This is a genomic window from Stenotrophomonas riyadhensis, assembly GCF_040256885.1.
In the GTDB taxonomy this organism is placed as follows: domain Bacteria; phylum Pseudomonadota; class Gammaproteobacteria; order Xanthomonadales; family Xanthomonadaceae; genus Stenotrophomonas; species Stenotrophomonas riyadhensis.
On sequence record NZ_CP155568.1, the window covers coordinates 4,009,739 to 4,028,945 of the forward strand.

18 protein-coding genes are annotated in these 19,207 nt (G+C 66.4%); 11 read left to right on the top strand and 7 right to left on the bottom strand.

The features are described 5' to 3' along the window. The first annotated feature begins 138 nt into the window (after positions 1-138). The gene (locus SriyCCGPB3_RS18505; protein WP_006471121.1) at positions 139-621 is read left to right on the top strand and encodes a YajQ family cyclic di-GMP-binding protein; all 483 of its coding nucleotides are present in this window, start codon (positions 139-141) and stop codon (positions 619-621) included. A 35-nt stretch (positions 622-656) separates the two neighbouring features. Here the strand turns inward: SriyCCGPB3_RS18505 and SriyCCGPB3_RS18510 are convergent, their stop codons facing one another. From SriyCCGPB3_RS18510 to SriyCCGPB3_RS18520, 3 genes are all read right to left on the bottom strand, one after another. Continuing rightward, entirely contained in the window at positions 657-1,751 is a 1,095-nt protein-coding gene (locus SriyCCGPB3_RS18510; RefSeq protein WP_350259611.1) for a helix-turn-helix domain-containing protein, read from the bottom strand. Between the two features lie 161 nt (positions 1,752-1,912). Beyond that, positions 1,913-3,040 (bottom strand): NAD(P)-dependent alcohol dehydrogenase, encoded by a 1,128-nt coding sequence (locus SriyCCGPB3_RS18515; RefSeq protein WP_153854561.1) that lies wholly within the window; start codon positions 3,038-3,040, stop codon positions 1,913-1,915. A 17-nt stretch (positions 3,041-3,057) separates the two neighbouring features. Beyond that, a complete protein-coding gene (locus tag SriyCCGPB3_RS18520; protein ID WP_350259612.1) occupies positions 3,058-4,524 on the bottom strand; it encodes a benzaldehyde dehydrogenase in 1,467 nt (488 codons plus the stop codon). A gap of 193 nt (positions 4,525-4,717) precedes the next feature. On the opposite strand from SriyCCGPB3_RS18520, the gene SriyCCGPB3_RS18525 reads away from it, so the two are divergent. Together SriyCCGPB3_RS18525 and SriyCCGPB3_RS18530 are read left to right on the top strand one after the other, a co-directional pair. Continuing rightward, positions 4,718-5,284, top strand: coding sequence for a DUF1415 domain-containing protein (locus SriyCCGPB3_RS18525; RefSeq protein WP_180847819.1), 567 nt, complete (start codon positions 4,718-4,720; stop codon positions 5,282-5,284). Continuing rightward, a complete protein-coding gene (locus tag SriyCCGPB3_RS18530) occupies positions 5,281-6,084 on the top strand; it encodes an SDR family oxidoreductase (protein WP_180847820.1) in 804 nt (267 codons plus the stop codon). The genes SriyCCGPB3_RS18525 and SriyCCGPB3_RS18530 overlap by 4 nt, the downstream gene beginning before the upstream one ends. Before the next feature lie 169 nt (positions 6,085-6,253). Here the strand turns inward: SriyCCGPB3_RS18530 and SriyCCGPB3_RS18535 are convergent, their stop codons facing one another. Further along, positions 6,254-8,284: a M3 family metallopeptidase gene (locus SriyCCGPB3_RS18535; RefSeq protein ID WP_350259613.1), complete on the bottom strand. Its 2,031-nt coding sequence runs from the start codon at positions 8,282-8,284 to the stop codon at positions 6,254-6,256. 165 nt (positions 8,285-8,449) lie between these two features. Here SriyCCGPB3_RS18535 and SriyCCGPB3_RS18540 point away from each other — a divergent pair, with 165 nt between their 5' ends. Next, on the top strand, positions 8,450-8,854 hold the full coding sequence (locus SriyCCGPB3_RS18540) for a hypothetical protein (protein WP_110713776.1): 405 nt from the start codon (positions 8,450-8,452) through the stop codon (positions 8,852-8,854). A gap of 71 nt (positions 8,855-8,925) precedes the next feature. On the opposite strand, the gene SriyCCGPB3_RS18545 is transcribed toward SriyCCGPB3_RS18540, so the two are convergent. Continuing rightward, positions 8,926-10,038 carry a PLP-dependent cysteine synthase family protein gene (locus SriyCCGPB3_RS18545; RefSeq protein WP_350259614.1) on the bottom strand — a complete coding sequence of 371 codons (1,113 nt, stop codon included), beginning with the start codon at positions 10,036-10,038 and terminating at the stop codon, positions 8,926-8,928. Positions 10,039-10,160: 122 nt separating this feature from the next. Between SriyCCGPB3_RS18545 and gloA the strand changes: the two genes are divergently transcribed. Both gloA and SriyCCGPB3_RS18555 read left to right on the top strand, forming a co-directional pair. Continuing rightward, positions 10,161-10,679 (top strand): lactoylglutathione lyase, encoded by a 519-nt coding sequence (gene gloA / locus SriyCCGPB3_RS18550; protein WP_350259615.1) that lies wholly within the window; start codon positions 10,161-10,163, stop codon positions 10,677-10,679. Between the two features lie 92 nt (positions 10,680-10,771). Continuing rightward, on the top strand, positions 10,772-11,200 hold the full coding sequence (locus tag SriyCCGPB3_RS18555; RefSeq protein ID WP_110713782.1) for a VOC family protein: 429 nt from the start codon (positions 10,772-10,774) through the stop codon (positions 11,198-11,200). A 67-nt stretch (positions 11,201-11,267) separates the two neighbouring features. Here the strand turns inward: SriyCCGPB3_RS18555 and SriyCCGPB3_RS18560 are convergent, their stop codons facing one another. Both SriyCCGPB3_RS18560 and glmS read right to left on the bottom strand, forming a co-directional pair. Further along, positions 11,268-11,699, bottom strand: coding sequence for a CBS domain-containing protein (locus tag SriyCCGPB3_RS18560; protein WP_099551136.1), 432 nt, complete (start codon positions 11,697-11,699; stop codon positions 11,268-11,270). A 446-nt stretch (positions 11,700-12,145) separates the two neighbouring features. Continuing rightward, entirely contained in the window at positions 12,146-13,984 is a 1,839-nt protein-coding gene (glmS, locus tag SriyCCGPB3_RS18565; protein WP_350259616.1) for a glutamine--fructose-6-phosphate transaminase (isomerizing), read from the bottom strand. 203 nt (positions 13,985-14,187) lie between these two features. Here glmS and SriyCCGPB3_RS18570 point away from each other — a divergent pair, with 203 nt between their 5' ends. The 5 genes from SriyCCGPB3_RS18570 to SriyCCGPB3_RS18590 are packed head-to-tail and all read left to right on the top strand — an operon-like array spanning position 14,188 to position 19,164. Beyond that, the gene (locus SriyCCGPB3_RS18570) at positions 14,188-15,465 is read left to right on the top strand and encodes an efflux RND transporter periplasmic adaptor subunit (RefSeq protein WP_110713786.1); all 1,278 of its coding nucleotides are present in this window, start codon (positions 14,188-14,190) and stop codon (positions 15,463-15,465) included. A gap of 35 nt (positions 15,466-15,500) precedes the next feature. Beyond that, positions 15,501-16,226 carry an ABC transporter ATP-binding protein gene (locus SriyCCGPB3_RS18575; RefSeq protein WP_014038558.1) on the top strand — a complete coding sequence of 242 codons (726 nt, stop codon included), beginning with the start codon at positions 15,501-15,503 and terminating at the stop codon, positions 16,224-16,226. A gap of 10 nt (positions 16,227-16,236) precedes the next feature. Next, complete coding sequence (locus SriyCCGPB3_RS18580; protein WP_153854567.1) at positions 16,237-17,538, top strand: ABC transporter permease; 1,302 nt, start codon at positions 16,237-16,239, stop codon at positions 17,536-17,538. Positions 17,539-17,558: 20 nt separating this feature from the next. Beyond that, the gene (locus SriyCCGPB3_RS18585) at positions 17,559-18,776 is read left to right on the top strand and encodes an ABC transporter permease (protein ID WP_110713789.1); all 1,218 of its coding nucleotides are present in this window, start codon (positions 17,559-17,561) and stop codon (positions 18,774-18,776) included. A 16-nt stretch (positions 18,777-18,792) separates the two neighbouring features. After that, on the top strand, positions 18,793-19,164 hold the full coding sequence (locus SriyCCGPB3_RS18590; RefSeq protein WP_425604094.1) for a PDZ domain-containing protein: 372 nt from the start codon (positions 18,793-18,795) through the stop codon (positions 19,162-19,164). Positions 19,165-19,207 lie beyond the last annotated feature (43 nt).

Consider the following 19,207-nt stretch of genomic DNA (forward strand, 5'->3'; position numbering starts at 1 on the left):
ACTGCCGCCCTTCTGTAGAGTCGAGCCATGCTCGACTGCCTTGTGAAGAGCAGTCGAGCATGGCTCGACTCTACAGAAAGCGGGCATGCGGGCCCTCGCGATAGAATGGCCACCACTGAATCCTGCGGAGCATCGCCCATGCCTTCCTTCGACGTCGTGTCCGAAGTCGACACCCACGAGCTGACCAACGCCATCGACCAGGCCAACCGCGAACTGGCCACCCGCTTCGACTTCAAGGGCGTGGACGCCAAGTTCGAGCGCGATGGCGATGTGATCAACCAGACGGCGCCGACCGAGTTCCAGCTCAAGCAGATGAACGACATCCTGCGCGCCCGCCTGGCCGCACGCGGCATCGACGTGCTCAGCCTGGAGTTCGGCGACATCGAGACCAACCTGGCCCAGGCCCGGCAGAAGATCACCGTCAAGCAGGGCATCGAGCAGAAGATCGCCAAGAAGATCGCGGCGGCACTGAAGGACGCCAAGCTGAAGGTGGAAAGCCAGATCAACGGCGACAAGCTGCGCGTGCAGGGCAAGAAGCGCGATGACCTGCAGGACGCCATCGCCGTGCTCAAGGCTGGCAAGTTCGAACTGCCGCTGCAGTTCAACAACTTCCGCGACTGATGCCCCCGCCGGGCCCTGCCCGGTGGACTACACGGTCAATCGCGCAGCAGCTTGTACAGCGTGGTGCGCGAGATTCCCAACTGGCGTGCGGCCAGGCTGAGGTTGCCGTCAGCGGCCTGGGCCGCGCGGCGCGCGGCCTCACGCTGCTGGTCACGCAGCAGCGGCGCGCCTGGATCTGCTGGGGTGCTCCGCACAGTAGACCGGTGCGCCGCGCCTCGCGGCCCCTGCAGACGCTGCAGGTAGACCGCACTGCCCTCGCCCAGCCGGACCCGATGCGCTGCGCCCGGCTGCAGCAGCCGACGCCGTTGCGCCGCACTGGCACCGGCAAACAGCGCTTCCAGACTCAGCAGCGGCAACGGCCCGCGCCGTGGCAGGCCCAGCAGGCGCCGTGCAACGCGGTTGGCTGCACGCAGCTGGCCATCCTCCTGCACCGCCAGCAGCCCCTGCAGCGGTGACGCCAGCCAGCGCGGATCATGTTGCACGGCCAGCAGGTGCACGTCGGTAAGGCTGTGGAACAAGCGATTTTCGCTGGCCAGCGCAGCCTGCCGGAAATAGCCCTGCAGCAGGGCGGGATCGCGCTCGCCAAGACCGGTGATGTCGATCACTCCGCAGACCCGACCGTCGAGATCGTGCAGTGGCTCGCTCAGGCAGAACACCGGCGCGAACCGCTGCAGGTAGTGTTCGTTGCCGCGCACCAGTGCCGGCACATCGTCGGCCAGGCTGACCGCTGGCGCGGTGGTGCCGATCTCGGTCTCGCCCAGCTGTCGCCCGACCTGGATCGGCCGCAGCAAGGGAGCATCTTCCAGCCCGTGGGCCTGCTGCGCGATCACCATGCCATCGCGGTTTGCGCAGAACATCGTCCAGCCACGCCCACCGAAGGCCGCCCAGAGCTGTTCCAGCTCCGGCTGCACGCAACGCGCCAGGCGCCGGTCATCGGGATGGGACAGATGGCGGCCATCGCCCAGCAGCGGCCGATAGTCCGGCTCCTGCCCCGGCTGCAGGCCCGCCGCGCGCGAACGCAGCCATGACTGCTGCAGCGGCAGCGGCAACACGCCCAATGAGCGCGCATCGCCGTCGGCGAAAGCGGCACGTGCCGCCACCAGTTGTTGCTGCCCGACTGTCGTGGCCATCATGGACGCAGCGTACACCCGCCAGCGGCAACGCCATGTTACGTCTCGGCAACGGAGCGTTTCCGTTTCAAGACGCGTTCAAACAAAGGGGCAGAGCCGTTATCTTCTGGAAACGGATCTGCCCCATGCCGGCCAGCGGCCGGCACTACCAACAGGGGAAACTACGCCGCGATGCGCAGCACCGGCTTCAGGGTAATGCCACGGGTACTGTCTTCTGCGGCCTGGTTGATCTGTTCCAGCGGATAGAACTTCACCAGCTTGTCGAACGGGAAGCGTCCCTGCTGGAACAGGGTCACCAACTGCGGAATGAACACCTGCGGCACACTGTCGCCCTCGACGATGCCGCGGATGCTGCGACCGCCGAGCAGCAGGTTGTTCACATCGAAGCTGGCCGTCGTGCCCAGTTTCGGCGCGCCCACCACGCCCATCATGCCCAGCCCACCCAGCGCCTCGACGCCAGCGGACAGCACGTCCGGACGACCGGTCGATTCCAGCGCGAAGTCAGCACCCCCACCCGTGATCGCACGCACCGCCTCGACCACATCGGTCTCCCGGCTGTTGACCACGTGGGTGGCCCCCAGCTCCAGAGCAAGCTCCAGGCGCGAAGGCACCACGTCGATGGCAATGATGGTGGTGGCCCCGGCCACCTTGGCCGCCATCACCGCGCTCAGGCCCACCGCACCGGCACCATAGCTTGCAAAGCTGCTGCCCGACCGCACCTGCAGCGAGTTGAGCACCGCACCGGCACCGGTCTGGATGCCGCACCCCAGCGGGCCCAGCAGTTCCAGTGGTGCGTCATCAGGCACCTTGATCGCATTGATCTCGCGGGCCAGCGCGTAGGTGGCAAACGAGGACTGGGCGAAGAAATGATCGTGCAGCGGCTGGCCCTGCGCATCGGTGATCGCGGTACGTCCGTGGCCATCATCGCCACCGAAGTTCAGGGCGAAGAAATCCCTGCAGTAGGCACCGTGTCCACCCCGGCAGGGATTGCAGTGACCACAGGCGCCGTAGGTCAGCACCACGTGATCCCCCGCCTTGAGGTCGCGCACGTTCGGGCCAACCGATTCGACGATGCCCGCCCCCTCATGGCCCAGCACCGCCGGCAGCGGCACCGGATAGTACTGATCGCGCACGATCAGGTCGGTATGGCACAGGCCGGTGGCCACCACCTTCACCAGCACCTCGTCGTCCTGCGGACCGCGCAGCGTCGCCTGCTCGATGACGAAGGGCTGCTCCTTGCCGCGTACCACGGCGGCGGTGATCTCACGTGTTGCGTTGTTGTCGTTCATCGTGATGGCTCCTTCGATCAGATCGGGTATGCGGGCGCTTCGCCCTTGACGGTCAACCACTGCCACTGGGTGAACTCCTCGCCATTGGCCGGGCCACCGATGCTGGTGCCGTTGCCGGACGCGCCGACGCCGCCGAAGGGGTTGATCACCTCGTCATTCACGGTCTGGTCGTTGATGTGCAGCAGACCGGTACGCAGGCGCTCGCCGATCTTCAGCGCGCGGCCGACGTTGCTGGACACGATCGCCATCGACAGCCCGTACTCGCTGTCGTTGGCCAGGCGCACGGCTTCGTCGTCATCGTCGAACGGCACCACCACCGCCACCGGCGCGAAGATCTCCTCGCTGAAGGCCGGATTGTCGGCCGCAACGTTGCCGAGCACGGTGGGTGCGAAGAACAGCTCCCGGTGCGTGCCGCCCGCTTCCAGCGTGGCACCGGCCTGCACCGCCTGCTCGACCACGCGTGCGGCATGGTCGCGCTGGCCGGCATTGATCAGCGGGCCGATCGCCACGTCCTCACGTGCCGGGTCGCCTACCTTCAGCGCGTTGGCCTTGGCCACCAGTTTCTGCAGGAACGTGTCGTGGATCTTCCGGTGCACCAGCACGCGCCCGGTCGCCATGCAGATCTGGCCCTGGTGCAGGTAGACGCCCCACGCGGTGTTGGCCACCGCCAGGTCCAGGTCCGCATCGTCCAGGATGATCAACGAATTCTTGCCACCCAGCTCCAGCGAAACCTTTTTCAGGTGCTTGCCCGCCGCTTCGCCGACCTTGCGCCCGGCGGCGGTGGAACCGGTGAACTGGATCATCGCCACGTGCGGGTCACTGGTCAGTGTAGCCCCGGCCGCGCCATCGCCGGGCAGCATGTGCAGCACGCCTGCCGGAAGGCCCGCCTGCTCGAACAGGCGTGCGATCACCGCGCCACCACACACTGCCGTACGCGGGTCCGGCTTGAGGACCACAGCGTTGCCCAGCGCGATCGCCGGGGCCACCGCGCGCATCGCCAGGTAGAGCGGGAAGTTGAACGGCGAGATGACCCCGACCACGCCCAGCGGCCTGCGCCGTGCCAGGTTCAGCCGGCCCGGTTCGGAGGGCAGGATCTCGCCCACGCTGCGCGACGGCAGTGCGGCGGCTTCATGCAGCGCCTTGATCGTCACCTTGGCCTCGAAGCCGGCCTTGAGGCGGGTCGAGCCGCTTTCGCGCACCAGCCACTCGACCAGGGTGTCGATGTTCTCTTCGGCCAGACGCGCGGCCTTGCGCAGCACGTCGGCACGCTGTTCGTAGGGCGCCGCCGCCCACGCCTGCTGCGCCTGTGCCGCGGCAGCCGCCGAACGCGCGATCTGCGCCGGATCGGCCAGGCCGATCTCGCCCAGCTCCCGGCCAGTGGCCGGTTCAATCACCAGGTGCCGTTGCGGGGCAGCCTGCCAGTGGCCATCAAAGAAGGCGCCGGCCCAGAGGGCGTCCGGCAGCCACGGGGAAGATGCAGTCATGGGTGTCCTCCTGTGTCGTGCATCCATTCCACGCCCGTCGCCCCGGGCTGGCAATCGGCCATCCATCGGTAGCGCGCAACAGTTTGAATCTTCGGGGATTTCCAGCTTCGCCTCTGTCCAGTTCCTGCACAGTGGACAGCGCAGCACCGGCACACTGCCTACAATGGCGGCACCGCCAGCCGACGTGCCCGCCATGACCGATTCCCACCTGCCCACCGATGACCCGATCGCCGCCACCCGCCTGTGGCTGGAGCGCATCGTCATCGGCCTGAACCTGTGCCCGTTCGCCAAAGCGGTGTACGTGAAGGACCAGGTCCGCATCGTGCTCAGCGATGCGACCACGCCGGAAGCCCTGGTTGAACAGCTGGCCGAGGAACTGGTGCTGCTGCGTGACACACCCGCCGAGCAGGTCGACACCACCCTGATCGTGCACCCACAGGTGCTGACCGACTTCCTCGACTACAACGATTTCCTCGATAACGCCGACGCCGCGATCGAAGCGCTGGACCTGCAGGGCATCCTGCAGGTGGCCAGCTTCCACCCGGACTATCAGTTCGACGGCGTGGCCGCGGACGACGCCAGCAACTACACCAACCGCGCGCCCTTCCCCACCCTGCACCTGCTGCGCGAAGACAGCGTGGCGCGCGCGGTGGATGTCTATCCGGACCCGGACGTGATCGTCGAGCGCAACATCCAGACGCTGGACCGCATCGGTGTGGACGGCTGGCATCGCCGCCTGCGTGGCGAAGACCTGACGTGAGCACGGTGCCGCCGATTGCCACATGGCCGGCCGCGCCGCTGTCGGGCAAGGCGGTGCTGGTCACCGGCGGCGCCAACGGCATCGGTCGCGGCATCGCCCAGGCCGTGCTCGGTGCCGGCGGACGCGTGCTGATCGGCGACCTGGATGAGGAGGCCGGCGAGGCGTGTCTGGCGGAATGGCAGCGTGGCGAGGATGCCGCGTTCCAGCGCCTGGACATCACCGACGAAGCCAGCGTGCGCGACTTCATCGCCGTGGCCCAGCAGCGTTTCGGCCGCATCGACGGGCTGGTCAACAACGCGGGGATCGCCGGCCCGCACGGCACGCTGCTGCAGGACATGGACTGGGACGAGTGGCAGCGCCGGCTGTCTTCGCTGCACGGCGCCTTCCTGTGCAGCAAGCACGCGTTGCCCGCGCTGACTACCAGCGCCTCCGGTGCGATCATCAACATCGCCTCCACCCGCGCCTGGCAATCCGAAGCACACAGTGAAGCCTATGCCGCGGCCAAGGGTGGGCTGGTGGCCTTCACCCATGCACTGGCGATCAGCGCCGGCCCGGCGGTGCGGGTGAACAGCATCAGTCCCGGCTGGATCGGCACCACTGCGTGGCAGGCACCCTCACGGCGCCTTGAGCCGGAGTACTCGGCCATCGACCAGGCGCAACACCCGGTCGGCCGGGTCGGTCACCCCGAAGACATCGGTGCACTGGCGGTGTACCTGCTATCGTCACTGTCCGGTTTCACCACCGGCCAGGACTTCATCGTCGACGGCGGCATGACCCGGAAGATGATCTACGCTGAATGACCCCAAGGCGCGACGCCTGGTAGAGGCCAACCTTGGTTGGCCTGGGCTTTTCACCAACCAAGGTTGGCGCCTACCAAGGCGTTACGCCATGTCCGAACATTCCGGTAGATCCACGCCATGCGTGGATAGCGGTAACGTGCCAACCAAGGTTGGCACCCACCACAACGGCTTACGCCATGCCCGAGTGGCGCAGCAGCGCGTCAATCTGCGGCGCGCGGCCGCGGAAGGCCTTGAAGTTCTCCGCCGCCGGGCGGCTGCCACCACGCGACAGGATCTCATCGCGGAAGCGTGCACCGGTTTCAGCCAGTGCCTGCGGCGCTTCCTCGAATGCGGCGTAGGCATCGGCGCTGAGCACCTCGGCCCACTTGTAGCTGTAGTAACCCGCGGCGTAACCGCCGGCGAAGATATGGCTGAACTGGTGCGGGAAGCGGTTCCAGACCGGCGGGTGGTTCACTGCCACTTCCGCACGCACGCGGTCGAGCAGTGCCAGCACGCTGTCCTGCGCCGGTTCGAACTGGCTGTGCAGCAGCATGTCGAACAGGCCGAACTCCAGCTGGCGCACCGTGGCCATGCCGCTGTGGAAATTGCGCGCGGCCAGCATGCGCTCGTACAGCGCGCGCGGCAGTGGCTCACCCGTTTCAACATGCGCGGTCATGCCCTGCAGGTGGTCCCATTCCCAGCAGAAGTTCTCCATGAACTGGCTGGGCAGCTCCACCGCGTCCCATTCCACGCCGTTGATGCCGGCCACACCCAGTTCGCCGATGCGGGTCAGCAGCTGGTGCAGGCCGTGGCCCATCTCATGGAACAACGTGGTTACTTCGTTGTGGCTGAAGGTCGCCGGCTTGCCGTTGGCACCACGGCCGAAGTTGCACACCAGGTAGACCAGCGGCGTCTGCACGCTGCCATCCCCACGCACGCGACGGTTGCGGCAATCGTCCATCCACGCGCCACCGCGCTTGCCTTCGCGCGCGTACAAGTCCAGGTAGAACTGGCCAACCAGCGCGCCCTGCGCATCGACCAGGCGGAAGAAGCGCACATCTTCGTGCCACACCGGCGCGCTGTCCTCCTGCACGCGCAGGCCGTACAGCTGCTCGATCACCGAGAACAGGCCGCCCAGCACCTTCGGTTCGGTGAAGTACTGCTTCACCTCCTGCTCGGAGTAGCTGTAGCGCGCCTGCTTCAGACGGTCGGCGGCGAACGCCAGGTCCCAGGCCTGCAGGCTGTCGATGCCGAGCTGTTCGCGTGCAAACTGCTCCAGCTCAGCGCGGTCCTTGGCCGCAAACGGCTTGGCGCGCGTGGCCAGGTCGCGCAGGAAACCGAGCACCTCGGCCGGGTCCTGCGCCATCTTGGTGGCCACCGAATAGTCACCATACGAACCGAAGCCGAGCAGTGCGGCCAGCTCCGCGCGCAAGGCAAGGATGCGGTCGATGTTGCCGCTGTTGTCCAGCGCGTCGTCGCCGAATTCGGACGCACGCTGCGCGCTGGCACGGTACAGGATCTCGCGCAGGTCGCGATCTTCGGCCCAGGTCTGCACCGGCAGGTAGCACGGCATCTGCAGGGTCAGTTTCCAGCCGGTCTTGCCGTCCTTTTCCGCCGCAGCGTGCGCAGCGGCCTTCACGTCCTTCGGCAGCCCCTTCAGTCGCGCTTCGTCCTCGATGATCAGCGACCACGCATCGGTAGCATCGAGCACGTTCTGCGAGAACTTCGCCGACAGCGCCGACAGTTCCTCCTTGATCGCCGCGAAGCGCTGCTGTGCCTCGGGCGCCAGCTCGGCACCGCCAAGGCGGAAGTCACGCAGCGTGTTGTCCAGCACCTTGCGCTGGGCCTCGTCGAAGCCCGCGGCCTCCGCGCTGGCGGCCAGTGCCTGGTACTGGCGGTACAGCGCCAGGTTCTGGCCCAGCGCACTGGCGAAGCGGGTCACCCGCGGCAGGTTGCTGTTGTAGGCCTCACGCAGTTCCGGGGTGTTGACCACGCCCTGCAGGTGGCCGACCAGGCCCCAGGCGCGCCACAGGCGCTCGGTGGCGTCATCCAGCGGGGCCACGAAGGTCTCCCAGCGCACCGGCTGCACCTGCTCGGCCGCGCTGACGGCGGCTTCGGCCTCGGCCAGCAGCACGTCCAACGCCGGTGCCACGTGCTCGGGGCGGATGGCCTCGAAGCGCGGCAGGCCGGAAAAATCGAGCAAGGGGTTGGCAACGGTCACGGCAGATCTCCAGGGAACGGGCCCGGCGGGCGGGCAGCTTGGTAGATATGGCGCTGGCAGGCGTGGCTGACAAGGGGGCGCGGCATTCACATCGGCCTTACGGTCACGCATCGAAGCTCTGGCTGCGGGGGAGTCCGCAGCGGTAGGTACTGAACGAGGCCCCACATGGAAGGTCTGGCTGCAGTTGCATCCGCCCCACCGGCGCGGTCGTTGGCGTTGTCCGCCAGCCCGGCCGAACTGACCTGGATCGCCGCGCTGTGCGATGCCGGCGATGACGCCCCGCGCCATCTGCAGCAACTGCAGGCGGTGCTACAGCAGGGCGGCACCTTCAACGACGCCCAGGAGTGGTACCCGTTCGAGGTGATCGAGCGCGGCGCCAGCCAACTGCGGCTGGGCCATGAGCGCGAGTTCGTGATCTGCGTGCTGCTGTGGCTGCAGGCGCTGGCCCAGGGCCGTGCCAGCAGCCTGGACCCGAGCCTGCATCTGGATGACCGCGCGATGGACATCGAGGCATTGCCCGATGCACTGCGCGATGCGGTGCTGGATGCGTTCACTGCGGCGGGGTATTGAATCTGTAGCGTCGAGCCATGCTCGACGGCTCTTTCCCGGAGTGTCGAGCACGGCTCGGCTCTACGAGGACGCTACAGCGCTTCCAGGCTGCACCACGGCAGTTCGGGCAACCCCTGCCCGGCCACCGCCGCTGCCAGCTGCGCATCGGCACCGTCGACATCGATGCCCTGGCGCACGTACCACGCCGGGTCGTAATAACTCTGCGCATAACGCTCGCCGCTGTCGCACAGGATGCTGACAATGCTGCCCTGGTGGCCCGCGTCTCGCATCCACTGCGCCGCCTGCAGCACTCCGATGAAGTTGGTGCCGGTGGAGCCACCGACACGGCGGCCAAGCTGGCGGCTGACATGGCGCATCGCGGCCAGGCTCAGTGCATCGGGCACCTTCACCATTGCATCCACACTGGTCGGGATGAAGCTCGGCTCCACCCGCGGCCGGCCGATGCCTTCCACGCGCGAACCACCGCTGCAGGTCAGGCCCCGCCAGTCCTGCTCGCCGGCCACGGCAGCCTGGTAGCCATCGAAGAACACCGACACTTCCGGGTCCGCGCACAGGATGCGGGTGTCATGCCGGCGGTAGCTGACATAGCGGCCCAGCGTCGCTGCGGTACCGCCGGTACCGGGGCTGCACACGATCCACTCAGGAACCGGGCTGGGCTCCTCGGCCATCTGCTTGAAGATGGATTCGGCAATGTTGTTGTTGGCGCGCCAGTCGGTAGCGCGCTCGGCATAGGTGAACTGGTCCATGAAGTGGCCGCCGGTTTCGCGGGCCAGCTTCTCCGATTCACCGTTGAGGTCACAGGCACGTTCGACCAGGTGGCAGCGGCCCCCGTGGAACTCGATCGCCGCGATCTTTTCCGGCGAGGTGGTTGCCGGGATCACCGCAATGAACGGCAGGCCCAGCAGGCGCGCGAAATAGGCTTCGGAGACGGCGGTCGAGCCGCTGGAGGCCTCGATCACCGGCCGGCCTTCGCGCAACCAGCCGTTGGTCAACGCATACAGGAACAGCGAGCGCGCCAGCCGGTGCTTGAGACTGCCGGTGGGATGGCTCGACTCGTCCTTCAGGTACACATCGATGCCCTCGAACCCGGGCAGCGCCAGCGGGATCAGGTGGGTATCGGCGGAACGGTTGAAATCGGCTTCGATCTTGCGGATGGCGGCGGCCACCCATTCACGCTGCGACATGGCGGGCAATGCTCAGAACGGAACGGTGCGATCCGGCCATTGTACGTCGCGGTGCCGTCAGGTGACGGCCGGTAGAATGGGCCCATCCGGCCGGCAACGGCCCTGTCTGAAGGACCTCCCCCATGACCATTCCCGCCCTGCGCGATGTCCCCGGCGTCGCCACCCAGGCCCCGGCCGAAACCAGCGGCTTCGTGTTCAACCACACAATGCTGCGGGTGAAGGACATCACCGCCTCGCTGGACTTCTACACCCGCGTGCTCGGCTACCAGCTGATCGACAAGCGCGACTTCCCGGAAGCCCAGTTCAGCCTGTACTTCCTGGCCTACGTGCAGGCCGGCGCGGTGGTGCCGGAAGACGACAGCCAGCGCCGCGTGTGGATGGCCGGCCTGCCGGGCGTGCTGGAACTGACCCACAACCACGGCACCGAGACCCAGGACGGCGCGGTCTACCACGATGGCAACAGCGACCCGCGCGGCTTCGGCCACATCTGCGTGTCGGTGCCGGACATCGAGACCGCCTGCCAGCGATTTGAAGACCTGGGCGTGACCTTCCAGAAGCGCCTGACCGACGGCCGCATGAAGAACCTGGCCTTCATCAAGGACCCGGACGGCTACTGGGTCGAGATCATCTCCAACGTCTGACCCAAAAAGGGGACGGAGGGGATTAAGTCGTTTCTGGCACTATTGGCTGGAAGCGACTTAATCCCCTCCGTCCCCTTTTTTGCGAGGTTCGTATGGAAACGATGGAACTCCACCGCGGCCGCTTGATCGACCATCTGCAGTTGGTGGTGCGTGACCTGGCCGCCAGCCGCCGCTTCTACCAGGCGGTGTTCGACACCATCGGCGTGCCGCTGGGCGGCGAAGGGCCGGACTTCTTCTGGGCCGATGAGCTGTTCATTTCCAGCGCCAGCAGCGAGGCCGCCGCCGGCCAGCTGACCGGGCGCCACCATTTGGCCTTCCAGGCCCGCGACAGCGCCACCGTCGATGCCTTCCATACCGCCGCGATCGCCGCCGGCGGCACCGATAACGGCGCGCCGGGCGAACGCCCTTACCACCCGGGCTACTACGGCGCCTTCGTGCTCGACCCGGACGGCAACAACATCGAAGTGGTCTACCACGGCCCGGCGAACTACAGCGCCGATTCGGTGAAGGTCACTTTCTGATTTCATCGGTGCCGTGAACGAAGAAGCCGGGCAATGCCCGGCTTCTCTGCTTCCAGCGCTGCAGCCCTCAGTGGGCGGCCATGTAGATGTCCTGCAACACGGCCTTTTCCAGCTCCAGCTCGCCCAGCAGGTTCTTCACGATGTCGCCCAGGCTGAGGATGCCGACCAGGCGGGTGCCGTCGGTGACCATCAGATGACGGCGCCGCGAATACGTCATCAACGACATGGCCTGCTTCAGGGTGGCTTCCGGCGCGATGCCTTCCAGACCGGTGGACGGCAGGCTGGAGATCACCCGGCGGCCAGCCTGCGGGCCGTCGTCGGCCAGGGTACGCACGATGTCCTTCTCGGAAATGATGCCGACCGGGGCATCGTCCTTCATCACCACCAGCGCAGCGATCTTGTTCGCGCTCATCTTGTGGGCGGCGGCACCGATGGTGTCTTCGGCGTCGATGGTGATGACAGCTTCTTTCTTGGATTGCAGGAGTTCGCGGACGTTCATTCTTGTTTCCTGGTGCAGGTCACTGAAGTCAAAAAAGTGTGCTCTTCCGATACGCCCCCTCCCCGGGAACAGACCTTTCAGCGCACGTCTGGCGCACCCGGCTGCCGGTGGAAATGGATCGGCAGACGTCGTGCTGCAACGCGAACGAGGTGGGCTCAACCGCTCAACCCGGACCTCGGTCAAATCGATTCTACGACTGCGACCATCAGTCACTACCGGCATCGATAGGACAGTTCGTCGTGGGAACCAACTGACGATCCAGAGAATGGCACCGCGGCTGAAACCGCCGCTGAATACAGGCCATGCCGCGCATTAAAGATTGGTTGCCTGCTGCCGACGGCGGACAGAACACCCGGCGGCCGTCCCACTTGGCATTGCCAGCGACGCAAACGAAAGGGGCCCTCGTGGGGCCCCTTCGCATGCAGCATCCAATGGATCCGGCGGGGTTACTCCACCGTCACGCTCTTGGCCAGGTTGCGCGGCTTGTCCACGTCGGTGCCACGCGCCAGTGCGGTGTGATACGCCAGCAACTGCACCGGGATGGTGTGCACGATCGGGCTGAGCACGCCGGCATGGCGCGGCGTGCGGATCACGTGCACGCCTTCGGACTCGTTGAAGTTGCTGTCCTGGTCAGCGAACACGAACAGCTCGCCGCCACGCGCGCGCACTTCCTGCATGTTCGACTTCACCTTCTCCAGCAGGCTGTCGTTGGGCGCGATCACCACCACCGGCATGTCCTCGTCCACCAGCGCCAACGGGCCGTGCTTCAGTTCGCCCGCCGGATAGGCCTCAGCGTGGATGTAGGAGATTTCCTTGAGCTTGAGCGAGCCTTCCAGCGCGATCGGGTAATGCAGGCCACGGCCGAGGAACAGTGCGCTGCTCTTGCGCGCGAAACGTTCCGCCCAGGCGGCGATCTGCGGCTCCATGTTCAGTGCATGCTGCACGCTGCCCGGCAGGAAGCGCAGCTGCTCCAGGTAGTCCGCTTCCTGCGCCGCGTCGATGCGGCCATGCAGCTTGCCCAGCACCACGGTCAGCTGGAACAGTGCGGCCAGCTGGGTGGTGAAGGCCTTGGTCGAGGCCACGCCGATCTCGGCACCGGCGCGGGTGTAGCAGACCAGTTCGCTGGCGCGCGGAATCGCACTTTCCGGCACGTTGCAGATTGACAGCGTGTGCGTGTGGCCGAGCGACTTGGCGTACTTCAGCGCTTCCATCGTATCCAGCGTTTCGCCGGACTGGGAGATGGTGACGATCAGGTGCTTCGGGTTCGCATAGGCGGCGCGGTAGCGGTACTCGCTGGCGATCTCCACGCTGCACGGCAGGCCGGCGATGGCTTCGATCCAGTAGCGTGCGGTCAGGCCGGAGTAATAGCTGGTACCACAGGCGATGATCTGCACGCCTTCGATGCCCGACAGCACCGCTTCGGCGTTCTTGCCGAACAGCTCGGCCGGGAAGCCACCGGCGTCGATCGCCGCCTCGATGGTATCGCCCAGCGCGCGCGGCTGTTCGTGGATTTCCTTCTGCATGAAGTGGCGGTACGGGCCCAGCTCCAGCGATGCCAGCGATACATCGGACAGGTGCACGTCGCGCTCGATCGGCTGGTCGTGCTCATCGAAGATGCGCACGCCATCGCGGCGGATCTCGGCGGTGTCGCCCTCTTCCAGGAAGATCACCTTGCGGGTGGCCGAGATCACCGCCGAGACGTCGGAGGCGACGAAGTTTTCGCCCTCGCCCAGGCCGATCAGCAGCGGGCAGCCCATGCGCGCGCAAACGAAGCGCTCCGGCTCGGCGCGGCTGACCACGGCCAGCGCATAGGCACCGGTCAGCTCCTTCACCGTGTGCTGCAACGCCACCAGCAGGTCGTCGCCGCCCTTCAGGTGATGGTGGATCAGGTGCGCGATGACTTCGGTATCGGTCTGCGACTCGAACGTGTAACCCATCGCGCGCAGCTTCTCGCGCTGCTCTTCGTGGTTCTCGATGATGCCGTTGTGCACCAGCGCCACGCCCTGGCTGATGTGCGGATGCGCGTTGGCCTCGGTGACACCCCCATGGGTGGCCCAGCGGGTGTGGCCGATGCCCAGCACTGCATTGAAGCCTTCGGCTTCGGCTGCCGTGGCCATTTCCGACACGCGGCCGGTACGACGGACGCGACGTACTTCGGGGCGCTCGGCATGGTCGATCACCGCAATACCCGAGGAGTCGTAACCACGGTACTCAAGCCGCTTCAGGCCCTCGATCAGCACCGGCACTACGTCGCGATCGGCGATTGCACCCACGATTCCACACATGTCACGCGTTTCCTTGAAGACGATCGGCGCATTCTAGCCCGCATGTCCGGCTTCCCCCTCCTGTCCGCTTAATGAAAGTGTCCGGAAAGGTGTCCGCGGACACCCGGACACTTCAGGGCGCCTCCCAACCCATTGACCCACAATGAAATAAAGTTGGCACGCTACGTGCTTGGTATTGGCTACCACCGTCAGGCACACACCCGATGATCCGCGACACTTCCGCACAGGACCAGATCGTTTCCTCCGCCCCGGCCAGCACCACCCGCGCCAGCTGGCAGCGCTACCGCTGGCCGGCGTTGGGCGCCATCGCGCTGCTCGCCGGCATCGGCTGGGCCGTGCACGCCTGGTCCAATGCCAGTCGCTCCTACGACAGCAGCCGCGTGCGAATTGCCGAAGTGAAGCGCGGCGACCTGGTCCGTGACATCGCCGCCGACGGCCGGGTGATCGCCGCCAACAGCCCGATCCTGTACGCCATCTCGGCCGGTACCGTGGACCTGAAGGTGGTTGCCGGTGACGTGGTCAAGAAGGGCCAGGAACTGGCGGTCATCGACAGCCCGGAACTGCGCAGCAAGCTGGCCCAGGAGCAGGCCACCCTGGCCGGCCTGGAAGCCGAGGCCAGCCGCGCCGCGCTGGACGCCACCCTGGCCCGCGCCAAGTCGCGCAAGGAAACCGACCAGGCCACCATCGAGCGGCAGGCGGCCGACCGCGACCTGCAGCGCTACCAGCGTGGCTACGACGGCGGCGCAGTCCCGCAGATCGATCTTGCCAAGGCCAAGGACTCGCTGAAGAAGGCCGACATCACCCTGGCCAACGCCACCACCGATGCCCGCCTGCAGAGCCAGGGCGCGGACCTGGACGCCCGCAACAAGCGCCTGCTGGCCGACCGCCAGAAGGCCGTGGTGGCCGAGGTGCAGCGCCAGGTCGATGCACTGACCCTGCGTGCACCGTTCGACGGCCAGGTCGGCCAGGTGCAGGCCATCCAGTCCACCAACCTGGCGGCCAACGCACCGGTACTGGGCGTGGTCGACCTGTCCAAGTTCGAGGTCGAGATCAAGGTGCCGGAAAGCTTCGCCCGCGACCTGGCGATCGGCATGCCGGCACAGTTGACCGGCGGCAACGGCAAACCGTTCCCGGGCGAGATCAGCGCGGTGTCGCCGGAAGTGGTCAACGGCGAAGTCAACGCCCGCGTGCGCTTTGCCAGCGCGCAACCGGAAGGTCTGCGCCAGAGCCAGCGGATGTCGGTGCGCGTGCTGCTCGATACCCGCAAAGACGTACTCAAGGTCGAGCGCGGCCCGTTCGTCGAACAGGGCAACGGCATCGCCTACGTAATGGACGGCCGCACCGCGGTGCGGCGTCCGGTGGAACTGGGCGTCAGCAGCCTGGGCGAAGTGGAAATCAAGTCGGGTGTGCAGCCAGGCGACCGCATCGTGGTCTCCGGCAGCGACCTGTTCAAGGACGCCGAACGCGTCTCCGTCAACTGATACCTGATACCTGAATCTTGGAGAGAGGACACCCCATGTACATGCTCGAAATGCGTTCGGTCGCCAAGGTCTTCCGCACCGAACAGGTGGAAACCCACGCACTGCGCTCGCTGGAACTGCAGGTCAAGGAAGGCGAGTTCGTCGCCGTCACCGGCCCGTCCGGCTCCGGCAAGACCACCTTCCTCAACATCGCCGGCCTGCTGGAAACCTTCACCAGCGGCACCTACATGCTTGACGGCCAGGACGTGAGCACGCTGGGCGATGACGCCCGCAGCCGCCTGCGCAACCAGAAGATCGGTTTCATCTTCCAGGGCTTCAATCTGATTCCCGACCTGAACCTGTTCGACAACGTCGACGTGCCGCTGCGCTACCGGAAGATGAGCGCCAACGAGCGCCGCGAACGCATCGAAAAGGCGCTGACCCAGGTCGGCCTGGGCTCGCGCATGAAGCACTATCCAAATGAACTTTCCGGTGGCCAGCAGCAGCGTGCGGCGATCGCGCGTGCCCTGGCCGGCAGCCCGCGCCTGCTGCTGGCCGACGAACCGACCGGCAACCTGGACACGCAGATGGCCCGCGGCGTGATGGAACTGCTGGAGGAGATCAATGCCGCCGGCACCACCATCGTGATGGTTACCCACGATCCGGAGCTGGCCGCGCGCGCACAGCGCAACGTGCACATCGTCGATGGCCAGGTGACCGACCTGGTCCGCGAGCCGGTGCTGGCCACCCCGCCGCGCCACATCGTCGCCGTCAACGAGTGAGGGCCCGACCATGTTCGCCTACTACGCCCGATTGGCGGCGCGCAGCTTCCGCCGCAACAAGGTACTGACCGCGCTGATGGTGGTCGCCATCGCACTCGGCATCGGTGCCTCGATGACCACGCTGACCGTGTTCCACGTGCTCTCCGGCGATCCGATTCCCGGCAAGAGCGACCGTCTGTTCTACGTCCAGCTCGACCCCGGCGGACGCGGTGGCTATGTGCCGGGCGAAGAGCCGGAGACCCAGCTGACGCGGTTCGACGGTGAAGCGCTGCTGCGCGAAGCCAAGGGCGAGCGCCAGGCGCTGATGAGCGGCGGCGGCGGCACCATCGAACCGACCAGCGCCACGCTCAAGCCGTTCACCATCGATACCCGATGGACCTCGGCTGACTTCTTCCCGATGTTCGAAGTGCCGATGCAGTACGGGCGTCCGTGGACGCGTGAGGACGACACCGCCCGCGCCCGGGTCGTGGTCATCTCCAAGGCGCTCAACGACAAGCTGTTCCAGGGCGCCAACAGCGTGGGCCGTGACATCCGCATGGAAGGCCAGTCCTACCGCATCGTCGGTGTGATGAAGGAGTGGAGCCCGGAACCGCACTTCTACGACCTGACCACTGGCAGCTACGGCAAGGATGAAGACCTGCTGCTGCCGATCACCACTTCGTTCGACCTGAAGCTCGGCAACAACGGCAACATGAACTGCTTCGGCGAGAACCCGGACGACAACAGCCATTCACTCAATGCGCCGTGCGCGTGGCTGCAGTACTGGGTAGAGATGGATCCGGCCAAGGCCGGCGACTATCGCCGCTACCTGGAGAATTACTCCAACCAGCAGCGCGAAGCCGGTCGCTTCCAGCGTCCGCCGAACGTGCGCCTGCGCAACGTGATGGAGTGGCTCGACTTCAACGGCGCAGTACCCAGCGATGTGCGCCTGCAGCTGTGGCTGGCACTGGGCTTCCTCGGCGTCTGCCTGGTCAACACGGTCGGCCTGCTGCTGGCCAAGTTCCTGCGCCGCAGCGGCGAAATCGGCGTGCGCCGCGCACTGGGTGCCAGCCGTGGGCAGATCTTCCTGCAATGCCTGGTGGAAGCCGGTGCGGTCGGCGTGGTCGGTGGCGTGCTCGGTATCGGCCTGGCCCTGCTTGGCCTGTATGCGGTGCGCCAGCAACCTGTCGACTACGCGAAGCTGGCCCACCTGGACGGCAGCATGCTGCTGCTCGCACTGGGCCTGACCCTGCTCGCCAGTCTTGCCGCGGGTTTCCTGCCCGCCTGGCGCGCCATGCAGGTAACTCCGGCCATCCAGCTCAAGTCGCAGTAAGCACGAGAACGAGGACTCCCATGGACATCCGCCCCATCCTCAGCACCCTGCGCCGGCACAAGACCGCCGCCGCCCTGATCGTGCTGGAAGTCGCACTGACCTGTGCCATCGTCTGCAACGCGTTGTTCCTGGTCAGCCAGCGCATCGAGAAGATCAGCATGCCCAGCGGCATCGCCGAGAACGAACTGGTGATGCTGCGTGTCAGCGGCATCGGCGAGCAGACCAACGCCATGGCCCGTACCCGCGAAGACCTGGCCTCGCTGCGCGCCATTCCCGGCGTCACCAGCGCCACCATCATCAACCAGGTTCCATTCCGCAATGGCTCCTCCAGCAGCAGCATCTCGCGCGTGCTCGACCAGGAGCGCCCGACCACGAATGCCTCGATGTACACCCTGTCCGAGGGTGGCTTGGGCACCATGGGCATCAACCTGATCGCCGGCCGTGATTTCCTGCCCAGCGAATACAAGGACATCAAGGAAGCCACCAAGGGCGGCGCCAAGGAACAGGCGATCCCGGTGATCCTCACCCAGAGTACCGCTGCCAAGATGGAACCCAACGGCAGCGCCTTGAACAAGACCTACTACATGGGCAAGCAGCCCCTGAACGTGGTCGGCATCGTCGACACGCTCAGCACGCCCAACGGCTGGAGTGACAACTGGACCAACTCGATGCTGCTGCCGTTGCGGCGCACCTTCGATGACGGTGGCACCTACGTGCTGCGCACCGATCCGGCGCGCCGCGAGGAAGTGCTCAATGCCGCCGCTGCCGCCTTGGAGCGCAACGATCCCAACCGGCTGATGCGCGACAAACTGAGCTACGAAGACCAGCGCAAGGATTTCTTCAAGAACGACCGCGCAATGGTCGGCCTGCTGATCACGGTCAGCGTCTCGTTGCTGGTGGTCACCGCCCTGGGCATCATCGGCCTGGCCAGCTTCTGGGTGCAGCAGCGCAGCAAGCAGATCGGCATCCGCCGCGCGCTCGGCGCGACGCGTGGGCAGATCCTGCGCTACTTCCAGACCGAGAACTTCCTGCTGGCAACGCTGGGCATCGTGCTCGGCATGCTCGCGGCCTATGCAATCAACCTCGCACTGATGAACATGTACGAGCTGCCGCGCATGCCCTTGTTCTACCTGCCACTGGGTGCGCTGCTGCTGTGGGTGCTGGGCCAGATCGCGGTGTTCGGGCCGGCCCGGCGCGCTGCAGCGGTACCGCCCGCGGTCGCCACGCGGGGCGCATGAGATGCGTGCGCGCTGGTTGCTGTTGATGATGCTCCTGCCACTGCCGGCTTTGGCCGGCGGTGGCAGCTCGCAGACACTGGAATGGCGCCAGAACGATGCACGGCTGGCGCTGCGCTCGACCGAGGGCCAGGTGCGCGTGGACGCGGCCAGTCCGGAAGCCCGCTTCGGCGTGCGCAGCGGCGATCGCATCCTGCGGGTGGACGACACCGCCGTACGGCGGATCGAGCACTTGGCCGACGCCCTGCGTCACTCCAACGCTTCGACTGCGTATCTTCTGCTGCGCCGCGACAGACGCGAGTTCACGGTCTCGGTGGATGCTGCCGCCTGGCGACTGGCGCTGGTCGCTCCACCGCCACCGACACCACCGCCTCTCCCACCGCGGCGCTGAGACCGGCCCGCCCCCTGCGGCCACAGGTTTGGCTATGCTTGAT

Excerpts from the sequence above, each read along its gene's own strand:
- SriyCCGPB3_RS18520 (WP_350259612.1), bottom strand. The coding sequence starts at position 4,524 with ATGACTGCATCTTCCCCGTGGCTGCCGGACGCCCTCTGGGCCGGCGCC.
- SriyCCGPB3_RS18505 (WP_006471121.1), top strand. The coding sequence starts at position 139 with ATGCCTTCCTTCGACGTCGTGTCCGAAGTCGACACCCACGAGCTGACC.
- SriyCCGPB3_RS18560 (WP_099551136.1), bottom strand. The coding sequence starts at position 11,699 with ATGAACGTCCGCGAACTCCTGCAATCCAAGAAAGAAGCTGTCATCACC.
- SriyCCGPB3_RS18540 (WP_110713776.1), top strand. The coding sequence starts at position 8,450 with ATGGAAGGTCTGGCTGCAGTTGCATCCGCCCCACCGGCGCGGTCGTTG.
- SriyCCGPB3_RS18555 (WP_110713782.1), top strand. The coding sequence starts at position 10,772 with ATGGAAACGATGGAACTCCACCGCGGCCGCTTGATCGACCATCTGCAG.
- SriyCCGPB3_RS18585 (WP_110713789.1), top strand. The coding sequence starts at position 17,559 with ATGGACATCCGCCCCATCCTCAGCACCCTGCGCCGGCACAAGACCGCC.
- SriyCCGPB3_RS18545 (WP_350259614.1), bottom strand. The coding sequence starts at position 10,038 with ATGTCGCAGCGTGAATGGGTGGCCGCCGCCATCCGCAAGATCGAAGCC.
- SriyCCGPB3_RS18575 (WP_014038558.1), top strand. The coding sequence starts at position 15,501 with ATGTACATGCTCGAAATGCGTTCGGTCGCCAAGGTCTTCCGCACCGAA.
- gloA (WP_350259615.1), top strand. The coding sequence starts at position 10,161 with ATGACCATTCCCGCCCTGCGCGATGTCCCCGGCGTCGCCACCCAGGCC.
- SriyCCGPB3_RS18570 (WP_110713786.1), top strand. The coding sequence starts at position 14,188 with ATGATCCGCGACACTTCCGCACAGGACCAGATCGTTTCCTCCGCCCCG.
- SriyCCGPB3_RS18580 (WP_153854567.1), top strand. The coding sequence starts at position 16,237 with ATGTTCGCCTACTACGCCCGATTGGCGGCGCGCAGCTTCCGCCGCAAC.
- SriyCCGPB3_RS18525 (WP_180847819.1), top strand. The coding sequence starts at position 4,718 with ATGACCGATTCCCACCTGCCCACCGATGACCCGATCGCCGCCACCCGC.
- glmS (WP_350259616.1), bottom strand. The coding sequence starts at position 13,984 with ATGTGTGGAATCGTGGGTGCAATCGCCGATCGCGACGTAGTGCCGGTG.
- SriyCCGPB3_RS18515 (WP_153854561.1), bottom strand. The coding sequence starts at position 3,040 with ATGAACGACAACAACGCAACACGTGAGATCACCGCCGCCGTGGTACGC.
- SriyCCGPB3_RS18510 (WP_350259611.1), bottom strand. The coding sequence starts at position 1,751 with ATGGCCACGACAGTCGGGCAGCAACAACTGGTGGCGGCACGTGCCGCT.